General features: G+C 67.5%; 12 protein-coding genes. All 12 read left to right on the plus strand.

Annotation, left to right across the window (positions count from 1 at the left end; translation table 11 throughout):
- Nucleotides 1–2 precede the first annotated feature (2 nt).
- The 12 genes from bcsZ (at nucleotide 3) to P9255_RS10680 (ending at nucleotide 15,691) form a co-directional block, all read left to right on the plus strand.
- Entirely contained in the window at nucleotides 3–1,184 is a 1,182-nt protein-coding gene (bcsZ, locus tag P9255_RS10625; RefSeq protein WP_309789460.1) for a cellulose synthase complex periplasmic endoglucanase BcsZ, read from the plus strand.
- Nucleotides 1,169–4,984 carry a cellulose synthase subunit BcsC-related outer membrane protein gene (locus P9255_RS10630; protein ID WP_309767869.1) on the plus strand — a complete coding sequence of 1,272 codons (3,816 nt, stop codon included), beginning with the start codon at nucleotides 1,169–1,171 and terminating at the stop codon, nucleotides 4,982–4,984. The genes bcsZ and P9255_RS10630 overlap by 16 nt, the downstream gene beginning before the upstream one ends.
- A gap of 29 nt (nucleotides 4,985–5,013) precedes the next feature.
- Nucleotides 5,014–6,783, plus strand: coding sequence for a BcsE family c-di-GMP-binding protein (locus P9255_RS10635; protein ID WP_309767868.1), 1,770 nt, complete (start codon nucleotides 5,014–5,016; stop codon nucleotides 6,781–6,783).
- The gene (locus P9255_RS10640; RefSeq protein ID WP_309767867.1) at nucleotides 6,780–6,971 is read left to right on the plus strand and encodes a hypothetical protein; all 192 of its coding nucleotides are present in this window, start codon (nucleotides 6,780–6,782) and stop codon (nucleotides 6,969–6,971) included. Before P9255_RS10635 ends, P9255_RS10640 begins: the two co-directional genes overlap by 4 nt.
- The gene (gene bcsQ, locus P9255_RS10645; RefSeq protein ID WP_309767866.1) at nucleotides 6,968–7,732 is read left to right on the plus strand and encodes a cellulose biosynthesis protein BcsQ; all 765 of its coding nucleotides are present in this window, start codon (nucleotides 6,968–6,970) and stop codon (nucleotides 7,730–7,732) included. Before P9255_RS10640 ends, bcsQ begins: the two co-directional genes overlap by 4 nt.
- A gap of 6 nt (nucleotides 7,733–7,738) precedes the next feature.
- On the plus strand, nucleotides 7,739–10,270 hold the full coding sequence (gene bcsA / locus P9255_RS10650; protein ID WP_309767865.1) for a UDP-forming cellulose synthase catalytic subunit: 2,532 nt from the start codon (nucleotides 7,739–7,741) through the stop codon (nucleotides 10,268–10,270).
- A gap of 33 nt (nucleotides 10,271–10,303) precedes the next feature.
- Nucleotides 10,304–11,887, plus strand: coding sequence for a cellulose biosynthesis protein BcsG (bcsG, locus tag P9255_RS10655; RefSeq protein ID WP_309789461.1), 1,584 nt, complete (start codon nucleotides 10,304–10,306; stop codon nucleotides 11,885–11,887).
- Nucleotides 11,884–12,087 carry a hypothetical protein gene (locus tag P9255_RS10660; RefSeq protein WP_309767863.1) on the plus strand — a complete coding sequence of 68 codons (204 nt, stop codon included), beginning with the start codon at nucleotides 11,884–11,886 and terminating at the stop codon, nucleotides 12,085–12,087. Before bcsG ends, P9255_RS10660 begins: the two co-directional genes overlap by 4 nt.
- 11 nt (nucleotides 12,088–12,098) lie before the next feature.
- Nucleotides 12,099–14,219, plus strand: coding sequence for a phosphocholine-specific phospholipase C (locus P9255_RS10665; RefSeq protein WP_309767862.1), 2,121 nt, complete (start codon nucleotides 12,099–12,101; stop codon nucleotides 14,217–14,219).
- A gap of 146 nt (nucleotides 14,220–14,365) precedes the next feature.
- Nucleotides 14,366–14,875, plus strand: coding sequence for an Hcp family type VI secretion system effector (locus P9255_RS10670; protein WP_404980308.1), 510 nt, complete (start codon nucleotides 14,366–14,368; stop codon nucleotides 14,873–14,875).
- Complete coding sequence (locus tag P9255_RS10675; protein WP_309768263.1) at nucleotides 14,872–15,363, plus strand: STM2901 family protein; 492 nt, start codon at nucleotides 14,872–14,874, stop codon at nucleotides 15,361–15,363. Before P9255_RS10670 ends, P9255_RS10675 begins: the two co-directional genes overlap by 4 nt.
- A complete protein-coding gene (locus P9255_RS10680) occupies nucleotides 15,335–15,691 on the plus strand; it encodes a DUF1493 family protein (RefSeq protein WP_309789462.1) in 357 nt (118 codons plus the stop codon). Before P9255_RS10675 ends, P9255_RS10680 begins: the two co-directional genes overlap by 29 nt.
- Nucleotides 15,692–15,694: the final 3 nt, after the last annotated feature.

Raw genomic sequence — 15,694 nt, forward strand, 5'->3', positions numbered from 1 at the left:
CGATGATCCGCCTCGTGTCCGCCCTGCGTTTTCGGCTCATCATCGGCGTGGCCGGACTCTGTGTCGCGCTCGTCCTCATGCCCGCCGCGCGGGTCGAAGCGGCCGAAGGCTGCGGCCCGTGGCCCGCGTGGGAGCAGTTCAAGCGCGATTTCGTGTCCGACGATGGCCGCGTGATCGATCCGAGCGAAGCCGACCGGCGCACCGTGTCGGAGGGGCAGTCGTATGCACTCTACTTCGCGCTCGTGGCGAACGACCGCGCCGCCTTCGACCGGATCATGCACTGGACCGAGAACAATCTCGCGCAAGGCGATCTGACGGGGCATCATCCGGCATGGCTTTGGGGCCGCGCGAGCGATGGCTCATGGAGCGTGCTCGATTCGAATCCCGCCTCGGACGCGGATTTGTGGATCGCCTATGCGCTGCTCGAAGCCGGCGTGCTGTGGGGCGAGCGCACTTATTCGCTGCGCGGCGCGCGCCTCGCAGCCCGCGTGCTGGATGACGAGACGTTCCCCGTCGCGGGCGTGGGGCGGTTTCTGATGCCGGGCACGGTCGGCTTTCATCCGTCAGAGAACACGTGGATCGTCAATCCGAGCTATGCGCCTTTGCAGGTGCTGCGCGCACTGGCGACGCGTTTCCCGGCGGAGCGACGCTGGCAGCAGCTCGTCGATGGCAGCGCCGTCATGCTGAGGGACTCCGCCCCGCGCGGCCTCGCGCCGGACTGGGCGACGTATCGCGTGGGCCATGCCTTCGACCGCGAGGCGAGCGCAACGGACGATACGACCGGGTCCTACAACGCGATCCGCGTCTACCTGTGGGCCGGCATGCTCGATGGCGGCGATCCGCACGGCGCGGCCTTGCGCCGGCATCTCGTGCCGTTCGCGGACTTCATCGCGGCGCGCGGCGCGCCTCCCGAGAAGGTCGATGCCGCGACCGGCGCCGCCGCAGCCAACGACGGCAACGCGGGCTTCTCGGCGTCGGCGGTGCCGTTTCTCGTGTCGCTCGGAGAACGGGCGCTGGCGTCGGGACAGGCTGCGCGCGTCGCACGACTCAACGCGGACAGCGCGCCGGGCTACTACACGAGCGTGCTGTCGCTATTCGGCATCGGCTGGTACGAGGGACGCTATCGCTTCGCCGCCGACGGCACGCTCAGTCCCGCATGGAGCGCCACATGCACGCCTCGATGAGACAGGGCGCCTTCGGGGGCGCGGTCGCGGCGTTGCTGCTCGCACCGGGCGCGGGGCGGGCGTCGGGCGCATCGCCGCCTGGCGCGTTGCCCGAGGATGCCGGGCGCTTCTACGACATGTCGCGGATGTGGGCGGCGAAACATCGCGACGACCTCGCGCTGTCGCAGCTCCAGAAGGCGCTGCTGATCGCCCCGGACGATCCGATGCTGCTCGCCGAACAGATCCGCATTCTGTTGAGGCTGGGGCAGCCGGAACCGGCGAAGGCCATTCTCGACGGCATGCGCAAACGTTCGCCCGATGCCGTGGAGACGCGCTGCATCGAAGAGGAATACCGCGTCGCGACGACCGGCCGGCAGGAGATGGCCGGCATCCGCCTGCTTGCGCGCAGTGGCCGCGCCGACGAAGCGCTGCGCCGCCTGAAGGCGTTCTTTCCGAACGGCGCGCCGTGCGGCCCGCTCGGCGCGGAGTACAACAAGATTCTCGGCGCAACCGATGCCGGCCGCCCGCAGGCGGTGACTGCGCTGCGCCGCGCGCTCGCCGCGAATCCCGACGATGTCGATGCCGCGCTCGTGCTTTCCGTCCTGCTCAACGAACGCGCGACGCGCCCCGAAGCTGAACGCATCGCACATGCGCTCGTCGGTCGCGACGACGTGAGCCGCGAAGTATCGCTCGATGTCTGGCGGCGCGTGCTGAAGGCGGGATCGGACGAGCCGGTGTTCCTGCCGTCGCTGCGCGCCTATGTCGAGATGGTCCCCGACGACGATCAGATGCGCGAGCGCCTCGCCGGACTCGAAACGGCCGTCGATGCCCAGCAGCGCCTCGAACGCGATCCCGCGTACATCGCGCGGCAGCATGGACTCGCGGCGCTCGCGCAGGGCGATCTCGCGCGCGCGGAGCCGCTGCTCGTGCGCGCGGCGGCGGCCCGCCCGGACGATCCCGACGCCGTCGGCGGACTCGGGCTGCTGCGCCTTCGCACAGGCGATCAGGACGCCGCGCACGCGCTTTTCATGCGCGCGGCGGAGCATGCGCCGGACAACCGCAGCAAATGGGTCGGTCTCGCGCGCACGACCGAACTCTGGAGCGCGCTCGCCAAAAGCCGCGAGGCGCTGGCGAGCGGCCGTCCCGCCGATGCCGAACGCGCCGCGCGTGCGGCTCTGCGCATCCAGCCGAAGAACGACGACGCGCGCCTCTTGCTCGCGAACGCGCTCGTCGCCCAGCAGCGATGGACTGACGCAGAACCGTTGCTGCGCGGTCTGCTCGCGGCGCGCAAGCCGAATCTGGACGCGGTCGCGCCGCTGCGCGTCGTGTACGAGCGCACCGGGCGCACCGCCGAGCTGGAGAGTCTCTTCGATTCGCTGCAGCGCCGCGTCGCGTCGCCGAAGGAGAAGCAGGAGATCGCACAGATGCGCGCGGAACTGCTCGTCAAGCAGGCCGAGCGATTCCACGCCGACGGCCGCGACGGTCCTGCCGCCGATCACTACGAAGCCGCGCTGAAGCTCAATCCCGACGCCGCGTGGACGCGCTTCGCGCTGGCGCGGCTGTATCGCGATCTGGGATCGCCCGAGCTCGGACGCCGCGTGATGGAGGACGGGCTCGCGGCCAGTCAGGCGCCGTCGATGCGCTATGCCGCCGCGCTCTACGACAATTCGCTCGACGATGTCCGCAGCGCGAAGGCGCTGATCGCCCCCTTGCCCGAGAGCGAGCGCACCGACGGCATGCGCGAACTGGTCCGCAAGCTCGACGTGCACGAGGCGCTCGAAACGTCGCGCGAGGCGGCATCGCACGGAGAACGCGAACGCGCCGCCGCCGCGCTGAAGGAAGCGCGCGACAAGGCGGGCGACGATCCGTATCTGCTCGCCTCGGTCGGCGCGGCGTATATCGACCAGGGCGAGCCGGACCGGGGCGTCGTGTTGCTGCGCGACTGGATCGACGCGCACCCGGACGCCGCCGACGCCGACATCCGCCTGCGCTACGGCGATCTCCTCAGCAGCTCGCACCGCGACCGCGAATTGCAGGCCTGGCACTATGCGTTGCGAGAGCGCGGCGGGCTCAACAAGCGCCAGTTCGCGCGTCTGGAAGATCAGGCGTTGCGGCTCGCGCTGCGTCAGACCGACGAAGCGCTGGAAAACGACGACTTCGAGCGCGCGCGCAAGGTGCTCGCTTCGGTGAGCCCGGCCGGGCGCGCGGACCGGCGCTACACGCTGGAACTCGCGGAGGTCGAGCGCAGGCAGGGCAACTTCGCGGTGGCGCGCGAGCAGCTCGAACCGGTGCTCGCGAAAGCGCCCGACGATACCGAAGCGCAACTCGCGCTCGCGCGCGTGCTGGAAGACAGCGGCGAACGCGCCGAAGCGCTGACCGTGACGCGCCGCGTGCTGTCCCAGGCCCCGCACGATGACGTCGATACGCGGCTCGGCGCGGTGCGGCGGCTCGCATCGTTACAGGAGACGGACGAAGCGCGCGCGATCACGGCGGGCTTGCGGCAGGAGTATCCGCAGCGGCCCGACGTGACGGTGCAGGCCGGGCGGCTGGCGCAGCGCGCGTATCAGTTCGACGAAGCGGCGTCGCTCTACAAGACGGCGATCGCTCAGGAAACGGCGACCGGCCTTGCCGCCGATCGCGGCACGTCGCCCGCGCAGCGCGCCCTCGATCAGCTCGAAGCGCGCCGCGAACCCGACGTGGAAGCGGGCTTCCTGCTCGCCTACAAATCGGGCGATGCCGGCATTTCCAACTATCACGCGCAGCAGGTGCCGGTGTACGGGCAGGTGCCGATCGGCTATGCGGGGCATCTGTTCGCGCACGTCGACACCGTGCATCTCGATGCGGGCACGCTCCAGAATCCCGACATCGACAGCTATACGCGCAACACCTTCGGCACCTTCGCGGCGCGCTCGGCCGGCACGCCGCTCGTGGCGTCGGTGCATCAGCGGGCGTTCGGCGTGGCGATCGGGGCCGGCTATCAATCCGATGCGTGGCGCTTCGATCTCGGCACGACGCCGCTCGGCTTTCCGGTGCAGTACGTCGTCGCGGGTCTCCGGTATCGCTTCGAGACCGACAAGGCGAGCGTCACGGTCAGCGCGTCGCGGCGGCCGGAGACGGGCAGCGAGCTGTCGTACGCGGGCGCGCGCGATCCGGTGACGGGCGTCGTGTGGGGCGGCGTGCGGCGCGACGGCATCGACGTGCGCGGCTCGGTCGATATCGGCAAGGTCAATGTGTTCGCGAGCATCGGCGGCGGCGTGCTGACCGGGCACAACGTCAAGACCAATCAGGAAGTGACGGCGCGCGCCGGCTTCGCAGTGCCGGTCTACGAGCGCCCGGACATGCGCGTGTCGACCGGGCTCGTCGGCAATGCGTGGCACTACACGAACAACCTGCGCTTCTATACCTACGGACAGGGCGGCTATTACAGCCCGCAGCGGTATCTCGCGCTCGGCGTGCCTGTCGAGTGGACGGGACGGCGCAATGCGTTCACCTGGGATGTCGAGGCGGTCGTCGGCATGTCGTGGACTTACGAACGCGATTCGCCGTATTTTCCGATCGGCCTGCCCGCGTCGGCGAACGTGCAGGGCGGCGGCAACAACGTGTTCAGGGGCGGCTCGGGCGGCGGCTTCTCATACGCGTTTCGCGGCGTGCTCGAGTATCGGTTCAATCCGAAGCTGGTCGCGGGCGTGCGCCTTTCGATCGAACATTCTCACGACTACATGCCGAGCGCGGGCATGGTCTACGTGCGATACGACTTCGATGCCCGCAAGCGCGACACCGGCATGCAGACGCGGCCCGTCCGTCTTTATTCGAGCTACTAACGATAACTTCTACAAAACTGGGAGAAACCATGAACGACGCGACCTGTGCCAGTTACAGCCGGGCGACGAAGCGGCCGGCGGGATGGCTCGCCGGGCTGCGCGCCACGGTGCGACGCCTGCCGCGCGCGGGGTCCACGCAACGGCTCGTCATCGACGGCCTGCCGGAGAAATGGTCGACGCTCGCACGCGGCGCGGTGCACGGCATCTACACGACGCCCGGCACGCGCGCCTGCGATGCGCTCATCTGGAACACGGCGCGCAAGGCCGGTGCGGAACACGTGACGGTCGTGCGCGCGCTGGCCGGCGAAGAGATCGCCGCGCAACTGCGCGCGCGCGGCCTGTCCGCCGACGAACGCGCGCCGGGCTGGCCGCGTCATCTCAACGTGCTCGCGATGCCCCCGGACGGCGCCGCAACGCCGCTGCGCGCAGCCCTGCGTGCGCTGTGCAAGCGCGGCCTGCGCTCGCATTCGCTGTCGATCATCGAAGGCGCGGAGCGCTGGTTCAGCTGGGACGATCCCGCCGCGCTCGGCCGCGAGGGTGAATTTCTTGCGCGCTGGTGCGCGAAGCGCGCGGTCTCGATGATCCTCGTGTTCCGCGCGGAGCCGCCGGCGCGCGCGTATGCGAGCTCCGAGACGCTTCATGTGCGTTTTGCGGGCGTCGCGCGGATGGGCGAGCTGGCGGGCGAGTTGCGCTGGCACGTCGACTTCTGGCGCACCGGGCAGACGCTCGTCGCGAACGAGACCTGCGCGCTGCGGCTGAACGCGGCCGGCGCGCTCGTCGCGGAGCCGGAGTCGCCGTCGCATGGACGCATTCCGTCGAAGCCCTTCATCGACGACGAACACCGCGTCGTCATCCCGCGTGCGCTCGTGAACCCGGACGCGTGGTTTCCCGGCGACTGGGAGCTGCACGCGGACAATGCCTCGGTATTCGCGGCGTGCGGCGAGGCGCGGGCCGCATCGGTCTTCTTCACGCTCGACGCGCAGACATCGCTCGCGGAGCTATGCACGATGATCCACGCGCGGCGCTTGCAATGCGGCGGGGCGCTCAAGATCGCGGTCGTGGAACGCAGCGACGCCATCGCCCTGAATCACGAGCTTCTGCTGCTGCGCGTCGGCGCCGACGCGGTGCTGGCCGATCGCGATCTTTCCATCTCGCGATTGCTGTGCGCGCTGCGCTCGCTGCAGGGCCACGTCCACACGGGCGCGACCGTTGACGATCCCGCCGCCGCGTTCGCCGCCGCGCAGCCGGACGGCATCGCCGGTTATGCGCCGCTCGCGCGCTTCTGCGATCGCGTCGCCGCGGCGTTGCAACGAAGCGCGCCGCTCGCGCTGCCGCATGTGCTCGTCGAATTGACGCTCGGCCCCGACGTGTCGCATCTGGACGCGCTATGCGCGACGCTGTCGCGTCAGCCGGGGCGGCTCGCCACCGTTGACGCCACGCGCGTCTATCTGTTCCTCTTCGCGTGCGAGCCGCCCGACGCGCAGGAACGTCTCGCGCAAATGCTCGGCACGTCGGGCGCCGGTTTCTTCGCGGAACGCAGGCTGTACGCGGGCAGCGGCATCGCGCAGCAACTGGACGCGATGCGCGAACGCGCCCGCCGCGTCCATGCGCCCGATTACAGCGACGTGCTGCCGATCGCGCCGGCACCGATGCCGCGCGCGGCGGCCGGCGGCGGGACGCCGTCGCGGGTGCTGCACTGGGCTCCCGTCGCCGGCGCGGCGATGCCCGAGCGCGAGTTGCGCGAACCCCGGCGCGCGGAGCGCTGCACGCTGCCGATCCGTCGAGAGGTGGACGCATGATGACGATGCTCCTTGCGTGCGTCGGCGCGGGCGTCGCCATCGCGATACCGCTGTGTGTCATCGGGCATCGAAGGCGGGCCCGCAGCGAAGCGCTGCCCGAATTGCGGCTCGAACGCGTCGTCAGCGACACGCGGCTCGTGCGGGCCGAGGGCGGCCCAAGCACCGCGCCCGACGGGAACGGCCGATGACCGTGATCGCAGTGGTATCGACGGCGGGCGGGGCGGGGCGCACCACGATCTGCAGCGCGCTCGCGGTGCTGCTCGCGCGGCGGGCGCGTCAGGTCTTCGCGATCGAGCTGGATGCGCAGAACATTCTCGGCGCGTATCTGGGCCTCGAGGCGCTCGCGCCGCGCGGACTCGTTCACGCGCTGCTCGACAGCAGCAGCGACTGGCACGCCGAGTCGTTTCGCAACGACGACGGCGTCATGTTCGTGCCCTACGGCGCGCTCGACCCGGACGAGATAGCGCCGAGCGAAGCCGCGTTCGCCGCGCTGCCCGGCTGGCTCGCGGGCGCGCTCGGCGACATCGACCAGCGGCCGGATGCGGCGGTGCTGATCGATGCGGCGCGTTATCCGTCGCAGCAGGCCGAAGCGGCGATGCGCGCCGCCGATCTCGTGCTGTGCGTGACGACGCCGGAGCCGGCGGGATGCGTGTCGCTGGCGTCGTCGATTGACCGGATGCGGCGGGGCGGCGCGGCGTTCTTCATCGTCGTGAACCAGTTGCATCCGACGCACGAGATGCACCGCGATGCGCTGGCGTTGCTGCGCGCGCGCGTCGGCGACGGGGTGATCCTGCCGCAGCGGCTGCACCGGGATGCGGCGCTGCCCGACGCGTTCGCGCGCGGCGTGTGGGTTTTCGACGCCGCGCCGCATGCGCAGATTTCTCACGACCTGCACGGCCTGGCCCGCTGGCTCGACGGCTGGCTGTCCGCGCACGGCGAAACGGCTTGATACGACATGCAGCCAATCGACGACGCCCGCCCATCGCTACGTTCGAGACTCGCGAACTGGCTCGCGCCGCGCCTGGGTCTCGCCGATACCCGCACGCCCGCCGACTGGTTCGTGCGGCTGTTGTTTCATGCGCCGCGCCCCGGCCGCCGCGACGTGCCGCAGCTCGTGATCGCTGCGTTCGTCGCGCGGCTCGCAAGCGAATGGCGGATCGCCGCGCGTGCGCCGCTCTCCGTGTGGCTGTGGCGCGCGTTCGTGAAGCCCGCACGCGCGGGCGGCGTGGCGGCGTCGGTTAGGGCGGGCATGGCGGGAGCGGCGCTCGTGGGGAGAAGGGCGGCCGGCTTCGTGCATCGACAGCAGCGCAGCTTCGATGCCGCCATCGCGCGGCTGCCGTGGGCGCCGCTATCGTCGGCGCTGGAAGGCGCGAGCCGGGTCGCGGGCCGCGGGCGGCTCATGCTGCCCGTCGTCGTGCTGACAGGCGGCGCGCTCTTCGCGCTCGCGAGCACCGCGCCGCTCTCGACCACCGCGCAGTTGCAATTCGGCGCGGTGTCGCTCGCGGCGTCGCTGCTGATCCGGCGCATGCCCGGCCGGCTGCCGCTTCTGCTGCTGTCGTCGCTCGCGCTGCTGATGACCGCGCGCTATGCGTACTGGCGCGCCACCGCGACGCTCGATTTCCGCTCGCCCGGCGATACGCTCGTCGGCTACGCGCTCTTCGGCGCCGAAGCGTACACGTGGATGATCCAGTTGTTCGGCTTCATCCAGACGGCCTGGCCGCTCAAACGCCCGATCGTCCCGATGCCGCCCGATCCGGCGACGTGGCCGACCGTCGATGTCTATATCCCGACGTACAACGAGCCGCTCTCGGTGGTGCGTCCGACGGTGTTCGCTGCGCAAGGCATCGACTGGCCGGCGGACAAGCTGCGCATCTATCTGCTCGACGATGGCCGCCGCCCCGAGTTCCGCGCATTCGCGGAAGCGGCGGGCATCGAGTATCTCGTGCGCGACGACAATCGCCACGCGAAGGCCGGCAACATCAATCGCGCGCTCGCGCGCACGCACGGCGAGTACATCGCCATTTTCGACTGCGATCACGTGCCCGCGCGCTCGTTCCTGCAAACGACGATGGGCACCTTCCTGCGCGAGCCGAAATGCGCGATGGTGCAGACGCCGCATCACTTCTTCTCGCCCGATCCGTTCGAGCGCAATCTCGCGACGTTTCATCGCGTGCCGAACGAGGGCTATCTGTTCTATGGACTCGTGCAGGCGGGCAACGATCTCTGGAATGCGTCTTTCTTCTGCGGCTCGTGCGCGATCATCAAGCGGGCGCCGCTCGAAGAAGTGGGCGGGATCGCGGTCGAAACCGTGACCGAGGATGCGCATACGGCGCTCAAGCTGCATCGCCGCGGCTACACGACGGCCTATCTGCCGACCGTGCAGGCGGCCGGTCTCGCCACTGAAAGTCTCGCGAGCCACATCAAGCAGCGCACGCGATGGGCGCGTGGCATGGCGCAGATCTTCCGCATCGACAACCCGTTCCTTGGGCGCGGCCTGAACTTCTTTCAGCGCCTGTGCTACGGCAACGCGATGCTGCATTTCTTTTACGGCATCCCGCGCCTCGTCTTTCTGACGATGCCGATGGCCTATCTCTTCTTTCACATGCATTTCATCCACGCGCCCGCGCCGGCGATCGTCGCTTATGTGCTGCCGTACATCGCGCTGGCGAACGTCGCGAATTCGCGGTTGCAGGGCGGCTTCCGGCATTCGTTCTGGGCCGAAGTGTACGAGTCGGTGCTGGCGTGGTACGTCGCGCTGCCGACGACCATCGCCGTGCTCAGTCCGAAGCACGGCAAGTTCAACGTGACCGACAAGGGCGGACGGATCGATCAGGGGTATTTCGACTGGTCGGTGTCGCGGCCGTACATCCTGCTCGTCGCGCTGAATGCGCTGGCGCTCGCCGTCGGCTGCTACTCGCTCGTCGCGGGCGATCCGTACGAAGTGCCGACCGTGCTGATGAACATGCTATGGACCACCTACAACCTCGTGCTGCTCGGCGGCGCGCTGTGCGTGGCGCGCGAGGCCAGGCAGACGCGTGCGGATCAGCGTATCGCGATGCGCCTGCCCGCGACGCTCGTGCTCGCGGATGGACGCTCCATCGCCTGCACGACCCGCGACTGCTCGATGGGCGGCTTCGGCCTCACGCTGCCCGAGGGGCAGCGTTTCGCCCCGGACGAGTCGATGTCGGTGTGCGTGAGGCGTCCCGGGCAGGAGTTCAGCTTTCCGGTGCGCTCGGTCTGGCAATCGGGCACGCAGCTCGGCGTGAAGCTGGAACGACTCGATCTCGAAGCGGAGCGGCGGCTCGTGCAGATGACCATCGGCCGCGCGGACGCGTGGATCAAATGGCACGACACCGAGCTCGCCGACAGGCCGTTGCGCGGACTGCGCGATGTCGTCGGCGTCGGCGTGCGCGGCTACGGGCGGCTCGGACGCGATGCGGTGCGCGCAACGCGGGCGTGGGTCGCGGCGGCAAGGGCACGTTCATGAGCACGGCCACGACATCGACCGGAGCATGAAGCAATGGCGTTCTGGAATCTCTACTTCATCCTCAAGCTGTATCTATGGGCGACCGGCCATCTGACGCCGATCTGGTCCGCGAATATCGCGTTTGCGCTGGCGCTCGGCGCGACGTCGTTGTGGCGCGCGCGGCTCGCGCGCATCGCACGGTTTCTCGCGGCCCTCGCGATCGCGCTGCCGCTGCTGTACACCGAGGCGAAAGTGCCGCCGTTCTCGCGCCTTGTCAGCGAACTCGGCGCCATGCTGCACTTCAGCGCGGGTTACTGGCTCGAACTGGCGCAGCGCTTCGTGCCGCCGGCGCTGCTCGTGGCGGGCGTGGGCGCGGTCGCCGTGTACGTCGTGGTGAACCGCTGGGTGCGCGTGTTGACGCTCGTCATCGCGGCGCTCATCACCGCGCCGGTCTATGAACTCGGCCGCGCGATCCAGTTGCCCGGCACGGCGGGCGCGCCTGCCGGGACGTCACCGCAGGCGCTTTCCCAGGCGATGCGCGCGGGCAATGCAGCGGGCCAGGCGGGCGCGGCGGGCCACGAGACCGAACTTACGGCGTTCCGCACGGAAGAGGCGAAGCGCCGCGTGAGCTTCTCGCATCTCACGAACGATGCCAGCGCGCAGTTCGACATCATCGTGCTGCACGTGTGCTCGCTGTCGTGGAACGATCTCGATGTATCGAAAGCGCGAGATCATCCGATGCTCAGTCACTTCGACTACGTGTTCACCAATTTCAGCACGGCGGCGAGCTACAGCGGCCCGGCGGCCGTCCGCGTGCTGCGCGCCGCCTGCGGGCAGGAGCCGCACAAGAAGCTGTACGAACCCGCCGATGCCGACTGCTACCTGATGAGCGCGCTGGCTCGCGCGGGCTACACGCCGCAAGTGCTGCTCAATCACGACGGCCATTTCGGCGACTTCGGGCAGACGGTCGCGCGCAACATCGGCGCACCGAACGTGCCGTTCGTGCCGAACGCTGCCGCGCCGGTCCAGATGCGCTCCTTCGACGATTCGCCCATCCGCGAGGACTACGGCGCGCTTGCCGGCTGGTACGCGCAGCGCGCGCAGGTGCAGGGGCCGGTCGCGCTTTACTACAACACGATCAGCCTGCACGACGGCAACCGGCTGCCGGGCGTCGCGGGCACGAGCCTGCAGACGTATCCGCGCCGCGTGCAGAAGCTGATGACCGATTTCGACCGCTTCGCCGATCTCGTCGCGAGTTCCGGGCGGCGCGCCGCGATCATCTTCGTGCCGGAGCACGGCGCGGCGCTCGCCGGCGACAAGGACCAGATCGCGGGCCTGCGCGAAGTGCCGACGCCGCATATCGTGCACGCGCCGGTGGGCATCCGCCTCGTCGGATTCAGCGGGACGCATCCGGCGGCGACGGTCATCACGCAGCCGTCGAGCTTTCTCGCGCTTGCGCAACTGCTGTCGAATCTGGTCGCGCGCAGCCCGTTCCAGCCGGGCGCGGCCCTTCCCGAGTACGCCGCCAATCTGCCGCGCACGCGGATGATCGGAGAAAACGAGCAGACGGTCACGATCGGCACGGCGGAAGGCTTCTCGGTTCGCACGCCGGATGGCGTATGGGTGGATCAGCAATGAACGATACTTCGAACGAGCGCGACGACTGGCCGGAGAACGACGTCAGCGGTCTCGCCGAACGGCTGCCGGGCCTCGATCCGCAGACGTACTACGATGACGAAGCAGCGCGCGCGTACGACGCCGCGTTGCGCCGCTGCCCCGCGCTCGCGCGGCTGCTCGGACTTCCCCCGCCCGCAACCGGGCACGACCCGATTTCCTGACGGTGAACGCGATGGCCGCCACGACCCGAAGACAGTTTCTGCGTACGATGTCCGCGTGCGCGGGCGCATTGCTTGCACCGCCCGCGCCGCCGATTCGCGCAGCGCTCACGCTGCCCGCGACCGGCCACACCGGCACGATCAAGGACGTGGGGCACGTGGTGATCCTGATGCAGGAGAACCGCTCGTTCGATCATTACTTCGGCACCCTCGGCGGCGTGCGCGGCTTCGAGGACCCGCGCCCGCTCGTCCTCGCGAACGGACGGCCGGTGTGGTATCAGCCGGGCGCGTCGGTTTTCACGAGCGAGTATCGCAGCCGCGGCCTGCCGAACGACGCGCCGTATGTGCTGCCGTTTCATCTGGATTCCAAAGCGACGACCGAGTTCACGCCCGGCACGGATCACAGCTGGAGCACGGGGCACCTCGCGTGGAACGAGGGCCGCTACGACGCGTGGGTGAACCACAAGCAGGACCCGCTGACGATGGCCTTTCTGCGCCGCGCGGACCTTGCCTATCACTACGCGCTCGCGGACGCCTTTACTCTCTGCGACGCCTATTTCTGCTCCGTTCACGCCGATACCGCCCCGAACCGCCTCATGTTGTTCAGCGGCACGATGGACACGCGCAACCGGCTCGGACCGCTGCGCACCGGCCCGGGCTTCAGCGAACGCGACGCGACCGATCCGTACAGCTGGACGACGTATCCCGAGCGGCTGGAAGCGGCGGGCATCGAGTGGAAGGTGTATCAGGGCGGCACGGGCCTGCCCGGCGACGCCACCGACAACTACACGAATAATTCGCTGGAGTTTTTTCAGCGCTTTCAGGCCGCGCACAATGCGCCGGCGTCGCTCGTGCAGAAGGGCGTATCGCAGCACACGCTGCTCGAATTCCAGCGCGATGTCGACGAGAATCGCCTGCCTGCGGTGTCGTGGGTGATCGCGCCGAAGATGTATTGCGAGCATCCGAACGGCTGTCCCGCCGATGGCGCGTTCTATATCAACCGCATTCTCGAAGCGCTGACGTCCAATCCGACGGTGTGGGGCCGCACGGTTCTTTTCATCAACTACGACGAGAACGACGGCTTTTTCGATCACGTCGTTCCCCCGATGCCGCCGCAGACGAGCACGCAGGGTAACGCGGGCCTGGTGTCGCGCAAGCTCGTCGACAGTCTGGGCGATGAATTCGTCGATCTCGATGAATATCCGCGCCACAAGCGGCCGCTGATTCCGAACGCGGACCCGGGCGGGCGGCAACCGATCGGCCTTGGACCGCGCGTGCCGATGATCGTCGTATCGCCGTGGACGAAGGGCGGGTGGGTGTGCTCGCAGGTCTTCGATCACACATCGGTGCTGCAGTTTCTCGAGGCGCGTTTCGGCGTGGCGGAGCCGAACATCAGCGCGTGGCGCCGCGCGGTGTGCGGCGATCTGACTTCGGCGTTCGATTTCACCGTGAAGCCGGATGCGGCGAGCGGGCCGATCGGGCCGGTGGCGCGTGTCGGATCGAGAGGCGCGGCGATCGCGATACCCGATCCGCAGGCGATGCCCAGTTGCGAGCGCAACGCGCGGCGCGCGCGTGCGTTGCCGTATGCGCTTGCGATGAGCGGCCGCATCGCCGATGACTTGTTTCTCATCGACTTTCGCAATAGCAGCCGCGTGGGCGTGGCGTTCTATATCTACGACCGCGTGCGTGCCCGGAACGCGCCGCGCCGCTACACGATGGCCGCCGGCGATGCGTTCTCCGACTTCTGGCCGCTGCGCGATTCTCAGGGCCGCTATGACCTGTCGGTGTACGGGCCGAATGGGAGTCTCTTCGAGTTCAGTGGTTCTGCCGAGGGCAATGCGTTGCCGGAGGTTCAGCTTTCGGTCGATGCGGGCGCTTTGCTCGCGACGCTGCGCGTGACGAATCGTGGGCGGGCCGCGTGCCGGCTACGCGTGGCGAATGCGTATGACAGTGCGCCGGCGCGCGAGATCAGCGTGAGTCCGGGCGAGACGCTGCAGGATCGATGGGATGTGTCGGGAAGATCGGGCTGGTATGACCTGAGGGTGTCGTCGATCGATTTCGAAGGGTTTGCACGGCGCTTTGCGGGGCATGTGGAGACGGGGGCGCCGTCGATGAGTGATCCGGGGCCGGTTTAGGGTCTTGCGATGCAACGCCGATGGCGCGCGGCTACCGCGAATTAGGACTTTCCGGTTCCCCTAGCCCTTGATTCTTGACATTCTGTTGCAAGTTCAATAAGAACTTCGAAGTAATATGGCCGTTCTTCAGTTCTCTGAATGAAGTGATGGCCGATATTTTCATCAAGATCGATGGCATTTGTGGCGAATCGCAAGACGCCACTCACCGCCATGAGATAGAAGCATTTAGTTGGCATTGGACCGTGTCGCAGATTGCCAGTATGCATTCTGGCTCCGGTCGTGGCGCGGGAAAAGCGTCGATTTCAGATTTGCATTTCTCTCACGCAATCGACAGGACAAGCCCGAATCTAGCCAGTTATTGCGCGCAGGGGAGACATATCTCTCAGGTCAAGCTGACGATGCGCAAACCGGGTGGAGATCCCCTCGAATTCTATAAGATCATCATGTATGACGTGATTATTACCGACGTATCGCCTGCGGCAGGCGCCGGACAGACGATTGAACATGTGGCGCTCTCATTCGCCAGGGTAAGAAAGGAATATGTCGTTCAAAGCGAGAGGGGCGGGAGACAAGGGATAGTGACGACGATCATCGATGTTGAAAGGGAACCGCGTCGGTTAATAGTTGATTGGGCGCAGCCGAACGATGAACGATGAACGAATACGAATACCTGATCGCCGATACGACTCCGCCGAAATCCAATGTCTATCTCTACGATGGCCGAACGCTGACACCGCAGCAAATTTACGTGTGCGTGTTGATTCAAGAAACGCTCGATCACTTGGGAATTCAGGACGTAGAGGCAGTGATAGCGATCATCCTGGGGCGGCCCCTGTTGCCAACAAGAGGCAAGTTCCGGTTCGCCACCAAGGGAACCTCTCTTGCATCGGCGGTATGCCGATATCTATTCGACGTCGAGCTTCCATATCGACTTCCGACTCTCACAGGCTCAACCTTGGCGACGTTGAGATTGTCGTCTACCAGGCACCTTGGGGCATTCATAGGGCGAAAAGTGCCGTATGCAGGATGGGCTATCCTCGCTCACGATGTCATTGCCATCAACATCAAGGCGATTGCCCATTACAACCGTTTGGTTAAGCCAGAGGACCAGATCAATGACGCAACCGTCGGAAGTCTCGGCTGAATTGGAGAACTTCATACGCGCCCAGATGGGTATCCCATCGACGCGAGTAGTGAGTCCGTCGGATAGTCTCGAACGAGACCTGGGTCTGACCGGCGATGATGCCGCTTATTTCATGGAGGCCTACTTCGAGCGTTTCTCGATTAGATTAGGCGATTTCGACTTCACTCGATACTTCATGGAAGAAAGCTCGCCCGGCCCCTTCCTTCTGTTAGCAAGTCTGATGTCCAAACGGGTGCGGAGGCACTACCAACGGGAGCCTCTGACCGTTGCAATGCTTCAGCGCGCAATCGATATTGGCGCGTGGGATAGCGTGCGGGTTCGGAACTGAAAA

It is taken from the genome of Caballeronia sp. LZ019, assembly GCF_031450825.1.
Classification (GTDB): domain Bacteria; phylum Pseudomonadota; class Gammaproteobacteria; order Burkholderiales; family Burkholderiaceae; genus Caballeronia.

Excerpts from the sequence above, each read along its gene's own strand:
- bcsZ (WP_309789460.1), top strand. The coding sequence starts at position 3 with ATGATCCGCCTCGTGTCCGCCCTGCGTTTTCGGCTCATCATCGGCGTG.
- P9255_RS10630 (WP_309767869.1), top strand. The coding sequence starts at position 1,169 with ATGCACGCCTCGATGAGACAGGGCGCCTTCGGGGGCGCGGTCGCGGCG.
- P9255_RS10635 (WP_309767868.1), top strand. The coding sequence starts at position 5,014 with ATGAACGACGCGACCTGTGCCAGTTACAGCCGGGCGACGAAGCGGCCG.
- P9255_RS10640 (WP_309767867.1), top strand. The coding sequence starts at position 6,780 with ATGATGACGATGCTCCTTGCGTGCGTCGGCGCGGGCGTCGCCATCGCG.
- bcsQ (WP_309767866.1), top strand. The coding sequence starts at position 6,968 with ATGACCGTGATCGCAGTGGTATCGACGGCGGGCGGGGCGGGGCGCACC.
- bcsA (WP_309767865.1), top strand. The coding sequence starts at position 7,739 with ATGCAGCCAATCGACGACGCCCGCCCATCGCTACGTTCGAGACTCGCG.
- bcsG (WP_309789461.1), top strand. The coding sequence starts at position 10,304 with ATGGCGTTCTGGAATCTCTACTTCATCCTCAAGCTGTATCTATGGGCG.
- P9255_RS10660 (WP_309767863.1), top strand. The coding sequence starts at position 11,884 with ATGAACGATACTTCGAACGAGCGCGACGACTGGCCGGAGAACGACGTC.
- P9255_RS10665 (WP_309767862.1), top strand. The coding sequence starts at position 12,099 with ATGGCCGCCACGACCCGAAGACAGTTTCTGCGTACGATGTCCGCGTGC.
- P9255_RS10670 (WP_404980308.1), top strand. The coding sequence starts at position 14,366 with ATGGCCGATATTTTCATCAAGATCGATGGCATTTGTGGCGAATCGCAA.
- P9255_RS10675 (WP_309768263.1), top strand. The coding sequence starts at position 14,872 with ATGAACGAATACGAATACCTGATCGCCGATACGACTCCGCCGAAATCC.
- P9255_RS10680 (WP_309789462.1), top strand. The coding sequence starts at position 15,335 with ATGACGCAACCGTCGGAAGTCTCGGCTGAATTGGAGAACTTCATACGC.